17 protein-coding genes are annotated in these 21,499 nt (G+C 33.6%); 4 read left to right on the top strand and 13 right to left on the bottom strand.

All coding sequences use genetic code 11. The features are described 5' to 3' along the window. Position 1: 1 nt before the first annotated feature. The 3 genes from ABWU65_RS05265 to rseP are packed head-to-tail and all read right to left on the bottom strand — an operon-like array spanning position 2 to position 4,019. Positions 2 to 562, bottom strand: a complete 561-nt coding sequence (locus tag ABWU65_RS05265; RefSeq protein ID WP_007302414.1) for an OmpH family outer membrane protein — start codon at positions 560 to 562, stop codon at positions 2 to 4. Further along, positions 563 to 2,896: an outer membrane protein assembly factor BamA gene (gene bamA, locus ABWU65_RS05270; RefSeq protein ID WP_353280408.1), complete on the bottom strand. Its 2,334-nt coding sequence runs from the start codon at positions 2,894 to 2,896 to the stop codon at positions 563 to 565. It abuts the gene before it with no gap. A gap of 7 nt (positions 2,897 to 2,903) precedes the next feature. Beyond that, entirely contained in the window at positions 2,904 to 4,019 is a 1,116-nt protein-coding gene (rseP, locus tag ABWU65_RS05275) for an RIP metalloprotease RseP (protein WP_007302416.1), read from the bottom strand. Between the two features lie 99 nt (positions 4,020 to 4,118). Here rseP and ABWU65_RS05280 point away from each other — a divergent pair, with 99 nt between their 5' ends. Next, the gene (locus ABWU65_RS05280; RefSeq protein WP_019236875.1) at positions 4,119 to 4,385 is read left to right on the top strand and encodes a succinate dehydrogenase assembly factor 2; all 267 of its coding nucleotides are present in this window, start codon (positions 4,119 to 4,121) and stop codon (positions 4,383 to 4,385) included. On the opposite strand, the gene ABWU65_RS05285 is transcribed toward ABWU65_RS05280, so the two are convergent. Genes ABWU65_RS05285 through ABWU65_RS05295 form a run of 3 tightly spaced genes read right to left on the bottom strand, consistent with a single transcriptional unit; the run spans position 4,363 to position 6,674 of the window. Then, positions 4,363 to 4,680 (bottom strand): cell division protein ZapA, encoded by a 318-nt coding sequence (locus tag ABWU65_RS05285; protein ID WP_007302417.1) that lies wholly within the window; start codon positions 4,678 to 4,680, stop codon positions 4,363 to 4,365. The two genes, ABWU65_RS05280 and ABWU65_RS05285, sit on opposite strands and share 23 nt — an antisense overlap. 43 nt (positions 4,681 to 4,723) lie before the next feature. Continuing rightward, positions 4,724 to 5,002 (bottom strand): HU family DNA-binding protein, encoded by a 279-nt coding sequence (locus ABWU65_RS05290; protein WP_007302418.1) that lies wholly within the window; start codon positions 5,000 to 5,002, stop codon positions 4,724 to 4,726. A gap of 19 nt (positions 5,003 to 5,021) precedes the next feature. Further along, complete coding sequence (locus tag ABWU65_RS05295; RefSeq protein ID WP_007302419.1) at positions 5,022 to 6,674, bottom strand: 30S ribosomal protein S1; 1,653 nt, start codon at positions 6,672 to 6,674, stop codon at positions 5,022 to 5,024. Positions 6,675 to 6,777: 103 nt separating this feature from the next. Between ABWU65_RS05295 and trmB the strand changes: the two genes are divergently transcribed. Further along, a complete protein-coding gene (gene trmB, locus ABWU65_RS05300) occupies positions 6,778 to 7,422 on the top strand; it encodes a tRNA (guanosine(46)-N7)-methyltransferase TrmB (protein WP_007302420.1) in 645 nt (214 codons plus the stop codon). 208 nt (positions 7,423 to 7,630) lie between these two features. On the opposite strand, the gene ABWU65_RS05305 is transcribed toward trmB, so the two are convergent. After that, complete coding sequence (locus ABWU65_RS05305; RefSeq protein WP_007302421.1) at positions 7,631 to 8,152, bottom strand: pyrimidine dimer DNA glycosylase/endonuclease V; 522 nt, start codon at positions 8,150 to 8,152, stop codon at positions 7,631 to 7,633. Between the two features lie 122 nt (positions 8,153 to 8,274). Next, complete coding sequence (gene terL, locus ABWU65_RS05310) at positions 8,275 to 9,672, bottom strand: phage terminase large subunit (RefSeq protein ID WP_012481978.1); 1,398 nt, start codon at positions 9,670 to 9,672, stop codon at positions 8,275 to 8,277. A gap of 61 nt (positions 9,673 to 9,733) precedes the next feature. On the opposite strand from terL, the gene ABWU65_RS05315 reads away from it, so the two are divergent. Both ABWU65_RS05315 and ABWU65_RS05320 read left to right on the top strand, forming a co-directional pair. Beyond that, the gene (locus tag ABWU65_RS05315; protein ID WP_007302423.1) at positions 9,734 to 9,946 is read left to right on the top strand and encodes a hypothetical protein; all 213 of its coding nucleotides are present in this window, start codon (positions 9,734 to 9,736) and stop codon (positions 9,944 to 9,946) included. A gap of 34 nt (positions 9,947 to 9,980) precedes the next feature. Continuing rightward, entirely contained in the window at positions 9,981 to 10,823 is an 843-nt protein-coding gene (locus ABWU65_RS05320; RefSeq protein WP_353280410.1) for an alpha/beta hydrolase, read from the top strand. A gap of 731 nt (positions 10,824 to 11,554) precedes the next feature. Here the strand turns inward: ABWU65_RS05320 and ABWU65_RS05325 are convergent. The 5 genes from ABWU65_RS05325 to hflK form a co-directional block, all read right to left on the bottom strand. Next, entirely contained in the window at positions 11,555 to 12,871 is a 1,317-nt protein-coding gene (locus ABWU65_RS05325) for a hypothetical protein (RefSeq protein ID WP_264685514.1), read from the bottom strand. A 4-nt stretch (positions 12,872 to 12,875) separates the two neighbouring features. Next, positions 12,876 to 17,561: a collagen-like protein gene (locus ABWU65_RS05330; protein ID WP_353280412.1), complete on the bottom strand. Its 4,686-nt coding sequence runs from the start codon at positions 17,559 to 17,561 to the stop codon at positions 12,876 to 12,878. 372 nt (positions 17,562 to 17,933) lie between these two features. Further along, complete coding sequence (locus ABWU65_RS05335) at positions 17,934 to 19,397, bottom strand: DegQ family serine endoprotease (protein WP_007302429.1); 1,464 nt, start codon at positions 19,395 to 19,397, stop codon at positions 17,934 to 17,936. A gap of 3 nt (positions 19,398 to 19,400) precedes the next feature. After that, positions 19,401 to 20,273, bottom strand: a complete 873-nt coding sequence (gene hflC, locus ABWU65_RS05340) for a protease modulator HflC (protein WP_007302430.1) — start codon at positions 20,271 to 20,273, stop codon at positions 19,401 to 19,403. 2 nt (positions 20,274 to 20,275) lie between these two features. Continuing rightward, positions 20,276 to 21,301 (bottom strand): FtsH protease activity modulator HflK, encoded by a 1,026-nt coding sequence (gene hflK / locus ABWU65_RS05345; RefSeq protein ID WP_019236880.1) that lies wholly within the window; start codon positions 21,299 to 21,301, stop codon positions 20,276 to 20,278. Positions 21,302 to 21,499: the final 198 nt, after the last annotated feature.

Below are 21,499 nucleotides of genomic sequence, written 5' to 3' on the forward strand. Positions count from 1 at the left end.
TCTATTCAATGTTTTGCAAAGCAAATTCGGGTATTTCCTTGTTTACATTTTTTAATACTACATCCGATAAATCTACTTCATCCATAGAGTATAAAACTTGATTCTTTTTTGAAATAAATAGTACCAAATCTATGTTGTTTTTTTCTGCTGTTCTTTTAGCAACTTCTTTTATCTTGTTAAAGACACTTTCTACTGCTTCTCTATAATTTTCTTCTAAATGTGACATTTTCTTAGCGTAATTATCCCTAACACTTACAGTATGCTTACTAAATTGTTCTGTCTTTTCTTTTTTTGCTTCTTCTGACAAAAGGTCAAATTCTTCTTTCGATGGCTTAAATTTTTCTAACTCATTTTCAAATTCCTTCTGTAATCTAGAATTCTGCTCCTTTATTTGTTGTTGTATATTTTGCAGAGCCAGAGATTCATTGATAACCTTATCACTATCAATAATGGCAGCCTTTGTATTAAGCGTGCTCTGAGGTTGATACCCTACAAACTTATACCCCACAAATAAGGAAATAATTAAGGCAATAACTGATGTAAATAACTGTATATATTTCATTTAAATCCCCGCTTCAATAGAAATTTTAACGTTTGTCGATGGTATTATGTCATAAGCTTCCTTTACTAAAGGAAACCCAAAATCTAATCTAATTCTACCAAAAGGAGAAGGCATTGAAAAGCCAAAACCTGGTGATACTCTTATAAGCTTACTATCGTAATATTTCCCACTATATCCCTTCTTTTCATCTAAACCAAAAAGTGTTGCATAGTCAACAAATAGTGAGCCTTTGATACCAGCATAGTCGTATAATTTAGATAGTGGAAAATCTACTTGCTGTGTTAAATTAAAATAAGTTTTGCCTCCCAATGAGCTTTGATTTTTGTCTTCTGCTCTTGGTCCAATGCCGGAAAGGTCAAATCCTCTAATCTCATTGCCACCTTTAAAGAAGTGCTGGCCAATGTTTAGATCTTCATCGGTATAAGAAACAATATGACCTGCTGCTACTTTAAAGCGCAGTGTTATATCATCATCAATTTTGCTTAATATAGGATGTGTATAAAAAGATAAGAATTCAGATTTTAGGAAATTTACATTTCCCCATAATCCTGAAATATCCTGACTTAAACGCAATAAATATCCCTCTTTAGGAGTATAGAGGTTATCCAGTTTATTGTACGCTAACGTGTATCCCACTGATGAAACCTGATACTCACCTTCTTGATCTCTTATTATCTCAGAGATATCCTCATCTTTTCCACCCTTATTGTCCATGTGTATGTGATTATACTTATAAGAATATTGAAAGGAATTGGTTAGATTTTCTGAGATTTTATATGATACTTTTGCTATTCCTCCCCAGTTGCAGGTATCGAAAGTAGTGTTTGGTTTGTCTTGTTTTTCATAAAAAACACCCATGCCTAGTGAAGTATCAGAGTCGTTAAAATTATTTTCAACAGCGTCTATACTAGTAGAAAGAACATATTGACTTTTTTCAAGAGCAAAAGATACTTCTTTACCACTACCAAATAAATTACGATCTGTGAAATCGGTTTTAACAAATACTCCACCAGGAAGAGACATACCACCTGTTAAAGATAACGAGGCAGTTCTTTTTTCTTTAACATTTAAATCAAGATTCACTGCATTGTCATCCACTATATAACTATTTATTTTTACTGTTTCAAAAAAATCGCTATATATAAGTTTTCTACGTGATTTTTGAATCTCAGATGTGTTATATGCGTCGCCTTCTGCCATGCTAAGTTTTCTTCTAATTACTTTATCTAAAGTGCGGTCATTGCCATCAATAGTAATTTGGTTTATATAAATCTTTTTACCTGGTAGCACTTTGTAAGTTACATCCACAATATTGTTATGTTGTGTATATTCTGGATTAACTTTTGCAAATATATATCCTTTTTCGTTTAAATGTTTACTTATTTTTTCTGCTGTATTGTTAATTTTAACTCTATTAAATATTTGATTATTTTCCTCTTTGATAAATTCTAATATTTCTTCCCTTAAACTTAAATCCTTAATCTCAGTTTCAATATCAACTTCATTATTTCCAAATAAGTATTGCTGCTTTTCATCAATCAAAAAAGTTAACTCTATTTGGTTATTATTATCAACCTCAACAATTGGTTGGATATTATTTTGAATATATCCCTTAGATGAATAGAAGCGATCAAGCAGTTCTGTGTTAATCAGTAGATATTGAGGTGAATAATGAGTTCCGCTTTTAAAAATGGCTCTAAATAACTTACTAAATATATCATTGCTATGCCTTTTGATAACTTGCTCTAACTCATTTGCTGAAAAGTTTTTATTACCTATAAATCGTAAACCCTTAATTTTAGAAGTTCTTCCTTCTTTTATCTTAAAAATTAGGTTTATCCTATTGCTACCAAGCTTATCTAGCTCATATGCAATTTTAACACCAATTTTACCACTGTTCCTATAAAGAGTAGCTAGATTTATTAAATCGTTTTGTAATTTTGTTTCAGTGAAAATAGTTAGTGATTTTGACTGGATAACGTTATTTAGCAACTCTTTACTGTTAAATAACTTATTGCCTTTCAATATTACTTTGTTAATCAATGGATTCTCATGAATTTTTACTACTAAGTTTTTTTCATCATCGATATAGGCGTTAATACTAGCAAATAACTTTGTTTTATATAAATCTTTTATAACTGAATCTACATCATCATCATTTATATGATTACCTGGTTCTAATTTTGTATAAAACCTTATTGTTTGATCACTTACTCGCTCATTGCCAATATACTTAATATTTTTTATCTGTACTTTTTCCTTATTTTCTAGAGCAACAAGTAGAGTGGGAAAAGAAATAAATATTATTATTAGTATGTGAAATAACTTTTTCATATGTATCTTAAAAAAGATGCCTAATATCATTTGTGATTGCAACTGCCATCAACAAAAACAGTATGGTAGCACCAAAAGTGGCTGCATATTTTTGATATTTCAAACTCAAATCTCTACGTATAACTGCTTCTATAATATAATGAAATAAATGCCCACCATCTAGTAGTGGTATTGGCAGCAAGTTAATTGCAGCTAAATTCGCTGAAATAATTGCCATAAAATATAGAACCATAATAAGTCCCTTTTTAGCTGATTGCCCTGAATATTTTGCAATTTTTATTGGCCCACCTATTTCATTTATACTCCTTTTACCAACAACAATTTGAAAGAGTGCTTTGATTGTTAAACACATAGTGTGGTAGGTTTCATTCACTGATAGGCTAGCAGCTCCAAGAAAAGATGACTGTTTTAACCCTATCATATTAATTGAGGTAATTCCTATAGTTTTTCTTTCTATTATGTTACCAAAGACATCTCTATCCTCAACTGTAAACGGAGTTAGAATAGTTCTGTACTCTTCGTTATTTCTGCTATACTTAATTTCTATTCTTGTTTCAGGGTTGGACATTATCACGCGTGAAATATCTTCAAAGTATTTTATTTTGTACTCATTGATCTGTGTAATAGTGTCACCTGGTAATAGGCCAGCTTGCTTTGCTGCACTTTCTTCAATTACATTACCAATTACTGGTGGAGTACGATAATAACCTGCCACGCTGAAAAATATTGTGAAGGCTATAACGGTAAATATCATGTTTGCAAAAGGCCCTGCAAAAACTATTGCTGCTTTTTGATATCGAGGTTTTGTATGGAATGAGTATAATTTTTCTTCTTCAGTTAATTTTTGTTGATCAACAGGAACGCTTGCTGCATTAGTATCCCCTAACATTTTAACGTAACCACCCAATGGAAAGGCACTTAATTTCCATCTAGTTCCAGACTTGTCGTTAAAACCAAAAATTTCAGGACCAAAGCCTATAGAAAAAGATTCAACTTTAACCTTGCATGCTTTAGCGACAATATAATGCCCACATTCATGCACGAATACTATGATAGAAATTATTAAAGAAAACGATAAAAAATAATATATTCCAGCGCTAAGTTGATGAGAAATTAATTCCACCTATGTTTTAAATCTTAATCAAACGTTGAGTATATTAAAATGCGCCTTGCTTGACAAGTATTTAGTTTAGTCTTTAAATTAAAAAAAAGTTTAATGACAATGATAGATATCTCCTTATTAAGAAGAAAACTGATGTATAGGAGTTGGCATAGGGGTTGTAAAGAAACTGATATACTTTTAGGGCATTTTGCATTGAAATATCTTGATAAATTTTCCTTAAGTGAACTAATCGAATACGAAAAAATAGTTGATCTTGATGATTGCGAATTATATTGTTACATAACTCGTAAGAGACTTCTCCCCCCTGATTTGAGTAGTGAGGTAGTCGATTTGATTGCTTCCTTTAATCACTTATGCACCCAATAATCTTGTTTACCCTATCTAATACTTCAGCATATTCTACTCTTTTTTCCTCCTTATACTTTTTGCATTCTTGATTTATTTCGTCTAATCGCTTTGTTAATTCTAAAATTTTGTCTTCGAGAGTCAATGCTGCAAGTAAGAAATTTAATGCATCTGAGCCCTTACCTCCAGTTCTTTGAGATATGGAGCTAACTAGCTTGTTGAAGCTATTAGCAAGTTGTAATAAATGGTCCTTCTTTTTACTTTCGCAAGATATTTTATATGTGTTATTATGTATAACTATTTCTACTACTTGCATATGATGCTATATTGTACAACTTTCAAATTTACAATATAGATTTTCATTCATTTATCAAGAGGGATAACTTTTTACTGCTACGAAAATAAGTTTTAAAGTATTGATGTTTTGCAACCTTCTGTGACGTCAAATTACTTGCTTCTTTCAAGTTATAGCTTCTAATTGAAAAAGAACCAAACCCCCTGATTTCAACTCTATTATGATATTTTAACGTGTTTGAAAACACTCGAAAAAAACTATCAACTATGGCTGCTATAATAACCTTATCTAACAAAAGGTTTTTTTTTGCCACTTTTGCTATTATATCAGATTTCGTTGCCATTTATATGAAGCACAAGAAGTTATTTGGCAGATAATATTATATTATATTTTTCAACACCTACTACTTCAACTTGTATTTTTTCTGATATAGAAAACTTTTTATTTTCTGGTAAATGCTCTTGATCTACTAAAAGGGTTACATTGTTCTCAATTTCAACGATTAGACCATTTTCCTCTCTCTTACTTACAGTAACCTGAATTTTATCCCCTACTTTAACTTTCTCTATCAGTTCTTCAAGAGGATCATACTCTATTTGTTTTACTCCAAGATAAATTCTTGTCCGATCTACGTTAGCCCTTATCACTTTTGCTTCTATTTCATCACCTACATTATACTTTTTTATCTCATCTGAATTGTTTTTCGACCAACTTAGATTTTGCATATAAATTGTTCCTTCTACGTCCTCAGATATCTCAGAATTATCAAAAGTCACAGATATTTGTGAACCATTGTTGCTTTTAACTTTACCAGAAACAATAGAACCAAGAGGATATTTATCAATAAATACTTGCCAAGGATTCTCTACGCACCTTTTTGTGCTTAAACTCATCTTATTTTTAATAATGTCAATACCGAGAATTTTTACATCCACTTCTTGTCCTATTGTTACAAAACTACTAATTGGTAAATTACTCTTGCTCCAAGTTATTTCTGATGAGTGTACCAAACCCGCAATCCCAGGTTTAATCTCAACAATGAATCCACAATCTTTTATACCCGTTACACATCCTTTGTGTACGCTGTTAATTGGACATTTTGACTCTAGATCTTGCCAAGGATTGTCTCCTAATTGTTTTACACCCAGGGAGATTTTTCCATTTTCTCTATCTATTTTTATAATTTTAGTTTTTATATGCTGACCATAAGAAAAAATTGCAGATGGATGACTTACATTACTCCAAGAGATATCTGTAATATGTAGCAGCCCATCTATAACTCCCACTGTATCTGATTCATGAATGCCAACAAATGCACCGTAGTGAGTGATGCTTTTTATTTTGCCTTCTACGACATCACCTTCATTTAAAGATTCTAAAAACTTAATTTTTTCACCAGCATGCAATTTCTCTAATACCAGCTTTCTTGATACTACAATATTCCCCTGCTTCTTATCCATTTTAAGCACGATGAATTTTTGTTCAGTTTCAATAAGGTGATTAGCATCTTTTATTTGCTTCAAATCCACATGACTCAGCGGTAAAAACGCACTTATTCCATCACCAAGATCAACAATAAAACCGCATTTAATTGAGCGTTTAATGATTCCTGTTACTTCATCTTTTGTAACTGCGCTTTCTTCCAATTTATTCCATTTTTCGTCTCTGATTGCTTTCTCACGACTAAGAACAACATTACCATGGTAATCTTCAATTCTTTCAACATAAACTCTAATTTTCGAGCCAACAGTGATATCATCATTACAACTGAGCTCCTTAATCAGAATTCTTCCGTCTGACTTTAAACCAACATCAACCACAATATCATTAGAATTTCTTCTTGTGATTATACCTTCTACCACATCTCCTTCTTTGATTTTGTTAGCAAAAGAATCTTCACAAAAGTCATTGTCTTGATTATCAAATTGATCTTGAAATATCTCTTCTATGAACCTATTTGATGATAGCCTCTTGATAGCAACTGTACTTTCCATACCTTTTAATTTTAACTTCATTAGAACTCATATATTATATAATATTAATAATTAGTGACAAGTAAATTCTCATTAATTCATTTCGAGAATTGTTTAAGCTATAAAAGATTAAGTTATGTAAGATATGTTATCTAGGAATAATAATTGGATTAGGTCATTTTCCAGAAGATCTAGGTTGAAGTTGAATGTTTTGGAGAAGTATTCTATTAAAAACAGCAAGGAATCTATAAAAAAGATCGTAGACTTACAAAAAAGAATACGAGTAGAAATAGGTTTCGGTAATGGTGAAAATATGCTCCATCAGGCATTCAATGAATCTGATCTATTATTTATAGGATGTGAGCCTTATTTAAAGGGGGTCTCTTCCTTGCTAAAAAGCATAGAAGCACACAGCATAAAAAATATTTTAATATGGACAGAAGATGCAAGAGAATTAATTGCCAATTTTCCTGACAACAGTGTTGAAAAATTCTTTATTCTCTTTCCAGATCCATGGCCAAAAAGAAGTCACAACAAAAGACGGTTAATTAATACGGAATTTTTAAATTTATTAGCAAAAAAAATACTTGTCACAGGTGAAATATTTATTGCAACTGATCATCAGGATTATGCAGAGTGGATAGAGTTACATATAAAGCAGTGTAATTTTTTAACCTATAAGGAAGATAGTTTTGCAAATTATACCCCAACAAAATACCACAGAAAAGCGCTAGAATATCAGCGTAAAATAAAGTTTTTTAAAGTAAATGTTATATCTAAACTGACTTAGATTTACCTCTGCTTGTTAGTACAGATGTGTACATGACACTCTATAGTGCAAGTAGCCTACCATATACTGGGAATAACAGTTTACTGAATTCTTTAATCTCACAAATAGAAAGATCAATAAACTTGATAAACATCAACATTATCAGCCAGCATTGCTTTTGCAACTTCAATTCTACCTTTTTTATGATCGGTTTGGATAATTTTATAACCTATAGCATTTTGTCTAGCAACCAATCTGGTGCTTCTCTACCTTTTTCCCACTTAGCAAATCTCATCTTTTCTTTTAGGTAATATTCTCTATATGCTTCTATTGGGTTATTACATTTATATCGATCAGGTAACGCTTGTGTAAAAGCTTGTATATCAGCTGATCGAAATATTAGCAAATCCTTGTTATTATCGCACCAATCTATAACTTCTTCGGATTTATGCGTTCTTTTGTATCGCAAGCTATATTCTATACACAATTCTTTTCCATGTTTTATTAACCAATCAAAGTTTCCTTTTGATTGTCTAGCCCATAAAGAACAAGGATGGTTTTTGTGAGTAAGTTTATATGGAACTTCTATATTCTGGTTTGTAATGCTGACTAAAGGATTTGGCTCTTTTAATGCTATTGAAAAAACACTGCTAAGCAATTGAGCAGTTTCTAGCGGCATTTTTACTATGTGCTTATCGCATAACATTTGTGCTGCAGTTACAGGATTTTCGTCTAATATAAAGATATTCATCTAAGCACCCAGAGATAGAATTTTTGCGTAGTATTTATTTCAATAAACCCTAAAATATCATTCAGAAAATGGATAAAACTCAGTTAAAAAAATTATACACAATTCCGAGGAACCTTTTCAAGCTACAATGAACGTATAGCTACCACTCTAGCAATATTATTTCTCACCCACTGAAGATATTGCACGGTACTGTCTACTTGATCGTCGTGACGGATTTCTGGAAACATTAAAATCTCATACTCAAAGTCGCTAAGCCATACTGCTTGGTTAGGGAGAAAAACCCGCTCAGATTCTATAATTGGGACAATTCGGTGAAATCGAGTTAATTTGTCATCATGTGGTACTATTTGAATAATAGGTAAATCACTGTTTTTCCTGAGCTCCTGAACCAATTGCTGACCGCTTGCTTTTGCTTCGATTAAAATTGCGTGTGGCTTCCACCTTGCAGCCAGCGACAGAACTTTCTCTTTAAGTTTTGGATATTCAAGTTTTGCGCGATATACATCGAGTAAATAGAATGTATTATCTACTTTTGTCCAGGTAGTGCAGACACTAAAGTCACTTGTATTGTTTGTTGAAATTGCAGTATCCCAACTTTGTGTTACATGCAAGAGGCTATCAGGAAAATTTTTATAGCGCTTCAACCACTCTCGTTTAATTATAGCACTTGAAAGTGGTAGAGGGTTTTGTTGGTATTGAGCAGCAAAACCATAACTCCCAAGTTCAGCTTTTATCATCTCAATTTCTTCTTTTCCTTCAGTTAGGGAATACAACAATTGACCTTCTTTTCTTGAGTATATTTCCTGTTCATGCTCTGGAATATGATTATTAACTGAATAAATAATCTCCTTATCTTCAGCTATTATTGGTAAACAGACATGATGCCATATGTTTCTTGGTTTACAGAGGAGGTGACCAGTTAAATCTTCTAAATGGAGTCTGTGCATCACAAGAACGATAACTCCTTTTTTTCTGTCGTTGAGCCTGGTTACTAAAGCCTGATCAAACCAGTTTGCAGCACGCTTTCTAAATGTTTCGCTCAAAGCTTGTGCGGGACTTAGTGGATCATCCACGATAATGAAATCTCCACCTTCACCGGTTAATGTTCCCCCAACTGATGTTGCAATCCTACATCCTCTTTGCACTGTTTGAAATTTATATTTAGTGTTTTGATCTTTGCATAATTCTACTTTCGGAAATAGCTCTCTATACCAATCAGATTGCATTATGCACCTGGTATCGAGTGAGTGCTTTTCGCTGAGGAGCCGAGAATAACTTGCAACTATTATTCTTGCAGTTGGCTGATTTCCGAGTATCCATGCGGGCCATGCAACACTTACACAAATAGACTTCATTGAACGCGGAGGCATATTGAATATTATTCTTTTCACTTCACCTGAACTTGCCGCTTCAAGCCTATCCGCTATGACTTTTATATATTGATAATCATTATACTCACACCCCGGTACTACCGTTTGAAAGCATAATTCAATGAATTTTAAAAAGTTTATATTGTTCATAAAATTGAGATTTTGTTGATTTTTTAAGATTTTTTTGTATAATTATAGTGAGAGTTAAAATATGAAAGAAACAAGAGAGCAAACTGAGAGAGAATTTATAAAAACTCAAAACGGGATAAAAATAGAGACAATTACGCTTCTTGGTAAAAATCAAAACAATAATCGAGGTGAAAAACATCTGATATACTTTATTGGTGGAAATAGAGCGTTAAGCCCTGGTAAAGATTATTCCCAAAATTGGAATTGGGCCACAGAGCAATGTACATCTTTTTAATTATCCTGGACTTGGTTTAAGTAAAAACAGTTCATTGATACGTAGCAATAGAGTTAAATCTGGTATAGCAGTTGTAACTAACTTATTGGAAAAAGGTATAAAGCCAGATGATATCATATTGTTTGGAGACTGCCTAGGTGGACATGTGGCTGCAGAGGTTCATAAAAATTTTAAGTATAAGGATATACATTTAAGATGCATCGTTAGCAATGCTGCAAGTTCACTTAAACAAGCTTCTCTTTATTATTTTGGATTCATAGCAAAATTAAAAATTTTTCTTGCTCCGATAATCAGATTGGTACTGAAGATTTTTGGCTGCCACTGGAAGACATATAAAATCGTAAATTCAATTACTCCTTATACAATGTACTTTAATCGAGAGGGAGATAAAACGATAAAACAGCCAGCGCAACTTGCAACAGAAATAGAAAAAATAGATCAAAGCGGTAGAAGAAAAGATTACCAAAAAAAAGAAGTATTTGAAGATTTTGAGGAATATGAAGAATTTTTCAAGCAGTATACAATATTAAGAAAAAATGATGAATATATTGATCCTAAAAAAGCTGAGAAAGATATACATAAATTGCCAATTACGTGCTTAAAATCTTCCAACAAAACTGATTACACTTTTCCTGAGCTGATTAATTTATATATTCAAGCGACAGATGAATATTTTTCTAAACATGGCTCACTAAATAATGAAGAGAAAGTTAAAGCATTTAAAGAAAGTAAATTTTATAAAGATTTTTCAAGCTGTAAAAATTCAAAGGACTTTTTGCATAATTACATGAAGAAGCAAGAGATGTCATTTCAGCATGTGACAATAGAATCTGGGGAAAAAAGACCTTTCTTAACAAGTCAAAGAAGTCTAGGGTAGCGAGCTTTAAACTTTTGACGCATATGCTTTTTTCAACATTTTAGCCATCTGTATCTGTTCAGATGCATGCAAATATTGAAACCAGTGTTTCTTTTCTTGTCATCCGAGTACTGGGATCCAGAAGAATGAATTGTGAACAAATAGCTATACGATATTTTCAATGAAGTTACAAAAAAGCTGGATTCCACACTGGAATGACACCGTCATAAACTGCTAGGCCTTCATAATGTCATTCCAGTCCTCATAGTGTTTATCCCGGCCTTCATAATTTCATCCCAGTGTCCTCTTTCTCTTATCATCCCAGTACTTGATACTGGGATCCAGATGCATGGCTAATGCTGAAACCAATACTCCCTTTTCTTGTCATACGAGTACTGGGACCCAGAAGACTCAGGTAATAAGAACTAGATTCCAGCGCCACGCGCTGGAATGACACCGTCATAAACTGCTAGGTCTTCATAATATCATACCAGTACTGGTATCCAACTAAATTGGTGAACACTTTACAGCATTTTTGATAGAAAGAACTAGATGCCAGTGTCAAGCACTGACCCATTTTTTCCTTAAGTTTTTGCAGCTTGTGTTCTATTACAAAACCACTGCGTTACTAACGAGCGGCAAAATGGTAGCGAATCTAAACTAAAAAAATACATTTTTACACTGCTTGAAAGTCTACTCGATTCAATTTTAAAAACAATTATTGAAACAATTATAATATACTTTGTGCGTGGTTAAGATAGCTCTGGAATAGTATAAAGAACTATGTCATCATTGAAGAGAAATTCATCTGTTGTTTTGTACTCTTTATTAATTTTATAAGAATCATAAACATCGTAATCTTCTTTTGTATGGTAATCACAATATTGAAACTTACCCTCTTTATTGAAAAAGCCAAATTGATCAATTAATGTAGCCATTTTCTCACGTTTTGCTAATTCAAATACATCAGCTGGGCAGTGGCCTGAAGAATCTTGATTAGTAGTTCCTTTTGCAATAAAAAAAGATGGTTTATCGTTAAGTAACTTGCAGAAATTTGGCTTATATCCCTTTTTCATATAGTTTAAACTTGTATACTGGTATTCATCTGGAACATTTGAGTATTGAGAATCATACTTTTTATGTTCAAAAAACTCATTACCTAAGAAATTACAAAATGTTAATTTATAATCATCATTATTACTAGACTTAACGACTTTAAGATAATGAAAGTTTCTAGGAATTTTTATCTCTTCTTCTGTAACGTGATTATGTATGACCAATTGGTCATCAAGCATGCAGTAACCTATTTTTGGTAAAGTAGCTACAAGCTTACCGTTTAACATGATATCTGCTTGATAGATATTATCCGATAATTCTTTTCCCTTTTGCAAAGTAAAATTCTGCCCTGCCTTAGCTGGTGCACTGCATTGCTCAGTTTTAGTTAAGTTTTTTATTATTGTTGATATCTCACTAATTTCTAATATATCATGCTCATTTTTTGTGTATTGATACTTATAGCAACTACCATCTTCACATACTGGAAGACATTTTCCTTCTTCATCTGATATATAGATATAATCACCTTCTATTGTAAAATAAAGTCCACCTTTTTCTTCTTGAATTTTTTGTAGTACTGGGTCATTTTCATCGTTAAAATTGATAAAATTGAGTACTCCAGTTATATCTCTACCAGACAATTTGAGGCCAAAGTTAGGACTATCTTTTATGTTGTAAAGCGAAATCAAGATAGGTTTTGATTCAAGCTTTTCTATAATATTGTTTCTATTTGTACTTATTATAGCTTCTTGTTCTACAATAAGATCCTCTTTAATAGAGTTTCCACTTTCATCAGATCTTTCTGCCTGCAGGGGTAAGTTTTCTTCATATAAAGATATTTTATCTCCCTGCTTCTTTAACTTCAAACCATTAATATTCTCTACTTTAATTGTACCAATATGTGAATTGATAACCTTACTATTTTTGTTTAATATATAATATTCAGCAGGAAGTTTAATCAATTTTTTATAGAGCGGATTTTTATCCTCTATTTTAAATATATGTTTTTCCATGATATTACCTTAAATAACCAACAACTTGCTGATTAATGGCACTTAGGCTACTAGGAGGAGAGACATAACTCATAAAACTCCTTGGCTGCTCATTATCTGCCACTATTTTTTCAGTATTAACGAAAGCTCTTTGCTGCTCATTTAATCTTTTTTCCATATGATCTTTGAAAGTAGCCAAACATTTACTAGTTTGTTTGTAATCAGGTAATGATTTTTTCGCAGCTACACACAAGAACTTCAACAACTCATTATGATTTTCATCATTAAGTAATGACTTATTGATAATGGTTGACTGCAGTTCTACTGGATTAAAATTTAGACTTTTCTTTGAAATGCCGCATTTCACAGCTGTTTCTCCTAATACTTCTTCAAATTTTTTTACAATATCTACTGCATCTATTATTTTTGTCACTCGATTAAGCTCCTCTATTTCATTTTTTACTTTATATTTGTCCTGTCCTACCGCAGGGTAAAAGAAATTTATTACTTGAGATATAAATGAAGTTGGTCTGCTTGCTCCGCTTGTCACTGATGATTTTTTAGTTTCCCTCCTTCTTCTGCGTGCACTACAAACTTGATCTGCAGGATTTGTTGTACAAAACATATCTCTTACGCTACTATGCAATGCTTCCGCATTTTCTGCGGATTGAAGTGCTTGATCAGCAGAATCTTCAGCTTCTCCTGTAAGATTCACTGTTTGATTGTGTAGTATTTTAACCTTATCTTCCGTATCTTTAGCTTGTTTGGCAAAACCTTCTGAAGCATTTTTAGCTGCCTCTGCTGCTTTTTTAGCATCCAGAGTTTCATTTTTTGCTTTTCTTATCTCACGTAAAAACTGATCAGCTAATGTAGCACCTATTCCATCTTCTCCCTTGGAACCTGGCAATCCATTCGCACCTGGAGCTCCGGTATCTCCTTTTGGACCTTGTGGACCTGGCATACCCTTAAGACCAGATCTACCAACTTGACCTTTAGGTCCTTGCAAACCTATCTCTCCCTTAGGTCCTTGCAACCCATTCGCACCTGGTTCTCCTTTGTCACCTTTAGAACCTATCTCTCCTTTCTCACCCATATCACCTTTTATTCCCATGGCTCCGTCTAATCCTTTAGGACCTATATCTCCCTTTGTTCCATTTATACCTGGCTCACCTTTTATACCTTGAGGTCCTATATCTCCTTTTAATCCTTCTATACCCGGCTCACCCTTGTTACCTGTAAGACCTTGCGTACCATTGAAGCCCCTCAGACCTGGCTCTCCCTTAGGACCTTCTGGACCTTGCAATCCATTTGCACCTGGTTCTCCTTTCTCACCCATATCACCTTTTATTCCCATGGCTCCGTCTAATCCTTTAGGACCTATATCTCCCTTTGTTCCATTTATACCTGGCTCACCTTTTATACCTTGAGGTCCTATATCTCCTTTTAATCCTTCTATACCGGGCTCACCCTTGTTGCCTGTAAGACCTTGTGTACCATTGAAGCCCCTCATACCTGGCTCTCCCTTAGGACCTTCTGGACCTTGCAACCCATTCGTGCCTGGTTTTCCTTTGTCACCTTTAGAACCTATCTCTCCTTTCTCACCCATATCACCTTTTATTCCCATGGCTCCGTCTAATCCTTTAGGACCAATATCTCCCTTTGTTCCATTTATACCTGGCTCACCTTTTATACCTTGAGGTCCTATATCTCCTTTTAATCCTTCTATACCCGGCTCACCCTTGTTACCTGTAAGACCTTGTGTACCATTGAAGCCCCTCATACCTGGCTCTCCCTTAGGACCTTCTGGACCTTGCAACCCATTCGTGCCTGGTTTTCCTTTGTCACCTTTGGAACCTATCTCTCCTTTCTCACCCATATCACCTTTTATTCCCATGGCTCCGTCTAATCCTTTAGGACCTATATCTCCTTTTTCTCCCTTTGGACCTTGGACTTCTCCTGGATTTTTCCTTAGTTCTTCTGCAATGCTTTGTGTTAGCTCGGTATTATTTGCAAGGTTTTCTACTAATGTATGATTAGAATCACTTAGTAACACATCTGCTAGCTCTTCCATTCTGTTATCAGCTAATGCAATGGCTATTCCTGTTTGAATATCTTGATTACTAATAATTCTTCCTGCAACTTGCTTCTCTAATACTAAATCTCCGCCTTGGTCACGATATTCAAGCACCTGATTAGCAATAGTGCCATTATTAATTAATTTTTGTGCAACTTCTTCAGGACTTGCATCTCTACCTTTATCACCTTTAGACCCAGTATCTCCTTTGTCACCTTTAGAACCTATCTTTCCTTTCTCACCCATATCACCTTTTATTCCCATGGCTCCGTCTAATCCTTTAGGACCAATATCTCCCTTTGTTCCATTTATACCTGGCTCACCTTTTATGCCTGGCTCACCTTTTATGCCTGGCTCTCCCTTAGGACCTTGTGCACCTGGCAATCCATCTGTTCCGGTATCTCCTTTATCACCTTTAGAACCAGTATCTCCTTTGGGACCTTTTATCTTTCCTGGATTTTGTCTCAATTCTTCTGCTATTCCTTCACGTAAGACTGGATCATTTACCAGCACTTTTTTATCTTGATCATCTTTTGCTTCTAGTACTGCTCTTCCTAATTCACCTACTTTTTGAGTGTCAAAGAACTGATGAACAATATTTTCAACTATTGTTTTTGCTGCATTCACATCGCCTTTTAATTTGGCATACTCAAGCAAATACTCAACTAATTTTTCCTTGTCTATTTCTTGCTTCACGATTTCTAGAGCCTTTGGCTGATTATTTAAATCACTATGAAGCAGAAGATACTTAGCAAGTGCCCAATCGCTCACCTTACCTTTTATAAGATTGTGAGCTTCTATCTCGCTCATACTGCTTCTATCAACAAGTAGTTTAGCAAGCTTTTCTGCAAATTTTTCATATTTTTGGAAGGCTATAGGATCGGGATTATTTTTCTTTGTGGCATCGCTTGTTATCTTACTCACAGTATCTTTTATAATGTTTTTTGCTTCCTCTAAAGAAAGTTTACTTACTACTCCTTCAGTAAGTTTTGCTACATCAATTTTATTCACAAGTTCCTGCGAATTAAGATTAATTTTACCGGCAATCTGAGTTGCAAGATTTTCACCTTTGATACCATTTGCGTTAAGAACTGCTTCTCCTAGCTCAGCTTTTTTACTGGTAACTAATTCAGTTGCAATTTCTATAGCACTTGAGGCATCTCCCTTCTCACCTTTTGAGCCAGTATTTCCTTTAGAACCTTCTGGACCAGGAAAACCTCGGTCACCCTTATTACCTTTGGGACCTTGTTCGCCCTTTAACCCCCGTTGACCGTTACGACCTGGTTCGCCCTTTTGGCCTGGAGGACCTTGTACGCCTTTAACTAACGCTTTTAAAGAATCTTCTCGCTTTACACGCTCACCAAAAAGATGTGCTATTCTTTCTGAAAATCCCATGGAATTACTCTGATCTTCTTCCATTATAGCTGCTGCTAAAGGATATAGATGGGCTCTGTTAGAAGAAAATTCGGTAACAACTTGACTAATACTTGGAGTTACTCCATTAGTGCCTTGATTCCCTTTTTCTCCTTTAGGGCCTTGATCGCCTTTTGATCCATGCGCACCTGACGATCCAGTATCTCCCTTGTTACCTTGAGGACCAGGCGCTCCATCGAAGCCTCTATCACCTTTTTGTCCCCTTTCACCTGGCTCACCTTTAGGACCTTGTACACCAGTACGTTCTAATCTGTCTATTCTGCGTTTTAAAAGTTCAATTTCTGTTTCTAAATTTATATGTTCTTGAATATTCACATCAACCTCCAAAAAGTTATCAAAATTTTCTAAGTTATAATAATAAGGATATGGACCTGGTCTATTGTCGTGCTCATACCCAAAAGAATTAGGGTTAAAATTATAAAAATTTTTGCATGTGCTATTTTCATACGATATGCAACCAACATAACTATTGCCTAACTTTTTTACTGCGAAATAGGTATCTTGTGCTTTCAAGCTCTCCATTTCATGAAAAGGGAATAACTCGAATGTATTGCTTATACGAGTAAATGCTGAAAGGATATCATTCAATATGCCAACTTTTCCACCAGTTAAATTATATACCTGAGCGCTCCTATATAATTTGTATATATTTCTTGATTCTTTAAACAAATAGTCTCCTATTTTTATTTTGAGTCTTTTATCAGGTGAACTTTTAAGATCTTCCAAAATAAGACTGACATTTTCGCTACTAATTATGTCTTTTGGATCTATTAAAACCTTCCTGTTTTCTAGCAGTTCATAATAAATACTACAGCTTTCACGATTATATGCGTTAACATAGAAACCATCTGTGTAACCATGAGGTATACGATCAATAGTATCTATCATAGTATTTTTGCCATCATAGTAATAATAATAAGGTTGATCAGAGGTAGTAACTAAAGCGAATTTGTAATCATTTCCTACCCTTTCTAGCTTTAATTGTGGCCATTCAGATAAGTTGTTTAGTATACTTGCCACGTCATGCTTCAAATCCCAAATTTGAAAACTCAGGCCAATATTGTTGTCGATGATAATGTAAGATACACTAGGAAGGCTAAATGTTGTTTTGTTATTTAATCTTATTTGTGCAGGTATCCTACGACCAGTTCTATTATTACAATCTTTTTGTGGAATATCTTCCTTTTCTAGTTTAAAACGCATCTCCACCTCCCTTTGCGATTAGATATAATTAATTTATGGGTATTAATTATTGATTAATACTGATGATCAGTAAATATAATTATATTTTACACTAATTTAGTTATAAATTAACTTGTGAAAGAAAGTTGTTTTTTTACAACTGAGCATAAAAATGCTTTGTATTATCGAACTTCTTACCACTCCAGCTCTTTCATCTTATGGATGATATCGTTCCAGTGCTTGATACTGAAATCTAGTTCTTCCATAACCTCGTTGGAAAGGTTTTCAGTATAGGGACAAATTTTATTAATCTACAGAAACACCCTTACCCTCAGGATAAAGAAGCTAGTTAAATTTGTCAAGCAATTTTTTCATGACCAGCTAGATAAATAGCTACTTCTTCAATTTGATTGAGGTGAAAAATTGATTGCCGTTGCGGTAAATAAGCAGCATTACTGAATCTTTGCCGTCTTTTTTTACTGCTGAATCAATTTGTTTTTGAAAATCATTAGTATTTTCAATATCGATTCCATCTAGTTGAATAATTATATCACCTTTCTTAATAACACGTAGTGTAGAATTACTACTACTATCTACACTAGTAACTACTACACCCTTTGTGGGTGCATTGTTTTTTAGTTCTTTTGGCAAATTTGAAACGGTTAAACCACTTATATAACTAGATGTTGATTTATTTTCTTCTTGATTATTACCTGAATCATCATTTGTAGATTCCTCGATTGCAACCTTGATATTGACTTCTTTACCTTTTCTAAGTAACTTAACCTGTACTTTCTTTCCGGGCTCAGTTCGTGAAACCATATGAGGTAATTGCGTCATTCTATCAATTTTTTTGCCGTCAAACTCTAATAGTATATCACCTACTTTGATTCCTCCTTTCTCTGCAGGACTGCCCTTTACTACGCTTGCAACTAATGCACCTTTGATATCTTTTAAACCCAAGGATTCAGCAAATTCTTTTGTTATAGGCTGAACTTGCACGCCAAGCCAACCATGTTTTATTTTTTTACCACTTTTTAATGTGTCAATAATTGAAATAGCTAGATTAGATGGTATAGCAAAGCCTATACCCACGTTACCGCCAGACTCAGATGGGGAATAAATAGCAGTATTAATGCCTATAACTTTTCCATTTAGATGAAATAGTGGTCCCCCTGAGTTACCTCTATTAATTGCAGCATCAGTTTGAATAAATTCATTCATAGTACCAATACTAATGTCTCTAGATCTTGCAGACACAATTCCTGTACTTACAGAGCCACCTAAACCAAAAGGGTTGCCTATTGCAATAACTGTATCACCAACTCTTGCTTTATCAGAATTACCAAATTCAACAAAAGGAAGATCTTTATCAGAATTAATCTTAAGCACAGCAAGATCAGTTTTTGCATCATAGCCTAAAACTTCTGCTTTGAAATAAGTATTATCGTTCATAGTAACTGTAATATCTTGGGCATTTTTAATAACGTGATAGTTGGTTACTATGGTTCCACTTTTATCTATAATAAATCCAGACCCAAGTAACGTCACTTCTCTATTAATGCTAGGAGCTCTATCGAAAAATTGATCAAAATGCTCGAAAAATTCTCTAAAGTCATCAAAGAAATTATTTCTTGGCGTAAAGGGAATTTTAGTTCTACTGTTATTTTCTTGCTTAACTATTTGCTCACTTGAAATATTTACAACTGCGGGAATAAGTTCTTCCACTATATCAGCAAGCCCTTTATTACAACTACATACAGGATCTGCAACTGTTTTTGCAAACAGATTAGCATATGAAGCAAATGAAATTAAAAAATATGCAAATATAGATAAAATAAATGCTTTACTTTTCATAAACTATTTCCATCCCTTGTTCAAAATATCTAAGAAATTATTATTTGGTGAAAGCACAAATTTAGTATTACCCTCAGCAAATGATTTACTGTAAGCTTTCATAGAGCGATAAAAGTTAAAAAACTCTTCATCAACCTTGAATGCCTCATTATAGATTCTAGTTGCTTCAGCATAACCACGGCCTCTTATTTCATGTGATTCTTTTACTGCACTAGAGACAATTCCCCTTTTTAATTTATCAGCTTTTGATCTAATTTCTTGTCCAGCTTGTTCTCCTTCTGCTCTAATTTCTTTTGCTTCCTTTTCTCTTTCAGTTTGCATGCGGCGGAATATTGCAGAACTATTTTCTTCTGGTAGATCTGCTCTCTTAATTCTTACATCTATTATCTCTATGCCAAATTTTCCAGCTTCAGAATAAACTCCACGTTGAATTAATTGCATAACTTCTGATCTCTTTTCATTCAATAAACTAATTAATGAAAATCTTCCTATATTCTCCCTTATGTGAGCTTCTATGACAGGATATAATCTTCTAACTAGCCCTGATTCATTTTTCACAGTCTGATAAAAAGTGATAGGATCTATTATTTTATATTTTGCATAAGCATCTACTATAATACGCTTTTGATCTGCAGTTATCACTTCCCTTGGAGTTTTATCAGGACTTAGATCTAAAATTCTCTTATCAAGAAATTCTACGTTATTTATAAATGGCAATTTAAAATATAAACCACTGTCCCTAACATCTTTTACGACTTTACCGAGTTGTATAACTATTGCTTGTTTTGTTTCTTGAACAACAAAGATTGAATTAGATAATGCAATCAATAATGCAACAAATACAAAAGCAAAAACAATTTTAATATTACTACTCATGACTATTTTCCTAGATTTGTAAGAGGTAAATAAGAGAACATACCTTTCAGATCGTCTGTTATAACAAATTTATCTACCTTGCTAAAAATATTTTCCATAGTTTCAAGATAAATACGATTCTTAACAAGAGAAGGATTTTGTCTATATTCTTCATAAAGAGATAAAAAGCGATTTGCATTACCTTTCGCTTCATTTATTATTTCGTTCTCATATGCTTCTGCATCTAATTTTATCTTTATTGCTTCACCTTTTGCACGAGGTATAATATCATTACTGTAAGCATATGCTTCGTTTATAGTACGCTCCTTATCTGCACGAGCACTTTGTACATCCCTAAATGAGCTAATCACTTTTTCTGGTGGGTCAATTTTTTTCATTTGAACAGATAAAATTTCTATACCCATTTGATATCCATCAAGAATCTGTTGCAATAAAATTCTAGTATCTCTGGAGATTTCAGCCCTACCTTGACCTTCGAGTGCAAAAGAGATCGTATTTTTACCTATTATTTCTCTCATAGCACTTTCAGCAGCATTTTTAACGCTGAAACCAGGTTTATAATCCCGCACTTTGAATAAATAATCTTTGGCATCTCTAACTCGCCACTGGACCTCAAAGTTAACGTTGACTATATTCTCATCTCCGGTAAGCATCACTCCTTCACCACGATCTGTATCTCGCCCATAAGAGCTGCTTATCCCAATTTCTTCACGATTTACTTCTTTAACATTCACTTTAAAAACCTTACCAATAGGGTAGGGAAAGTGATAACGCAAACCAGATGTTTCTGTATTGGAATATTTGCCAAAAGTAAGTTCTATACCTTCCTCACTCGGATGGACAATATAGAAACCAGTACAAAAATAAAACAACAAAACAATAAAAATGATGAAATAAGGTTTTTTCCCTCTATTTCTGGTTAAGCCATTAAAAAAGCATCTTATATCAGACACAGCTTTACTTAAAATATCTTCATTACTTGAACCTGACGGTTTCTTTCCAAGATTCCAAGGATTACGCTCATCCATAAAAATTATTAATTGTATAACTAATACGCTGATATTACTTAATCTTATCAAAAAATGCAAAACTATTTTGTTTGCAGATTAATGATCGGAGTGAAGGATGTGATCATACACTTCCTTTTTCTCTATATGATATGGTCAATTCTACAGAATTTCTGGCTTTTTTTGAATTCTTTATTGTCGTTTTTGATAAGTATTTTT

Source organism: Wolbachia endosymbiont (group B) of Silvanus unidentatus, from assembly GCF_964028615.1.
Classification (GTDB): Bacteria; Pseudomonadota; Alphaproteobacteria; order Rickettsiales; family Anaplasmataceae; genus Wolbachia.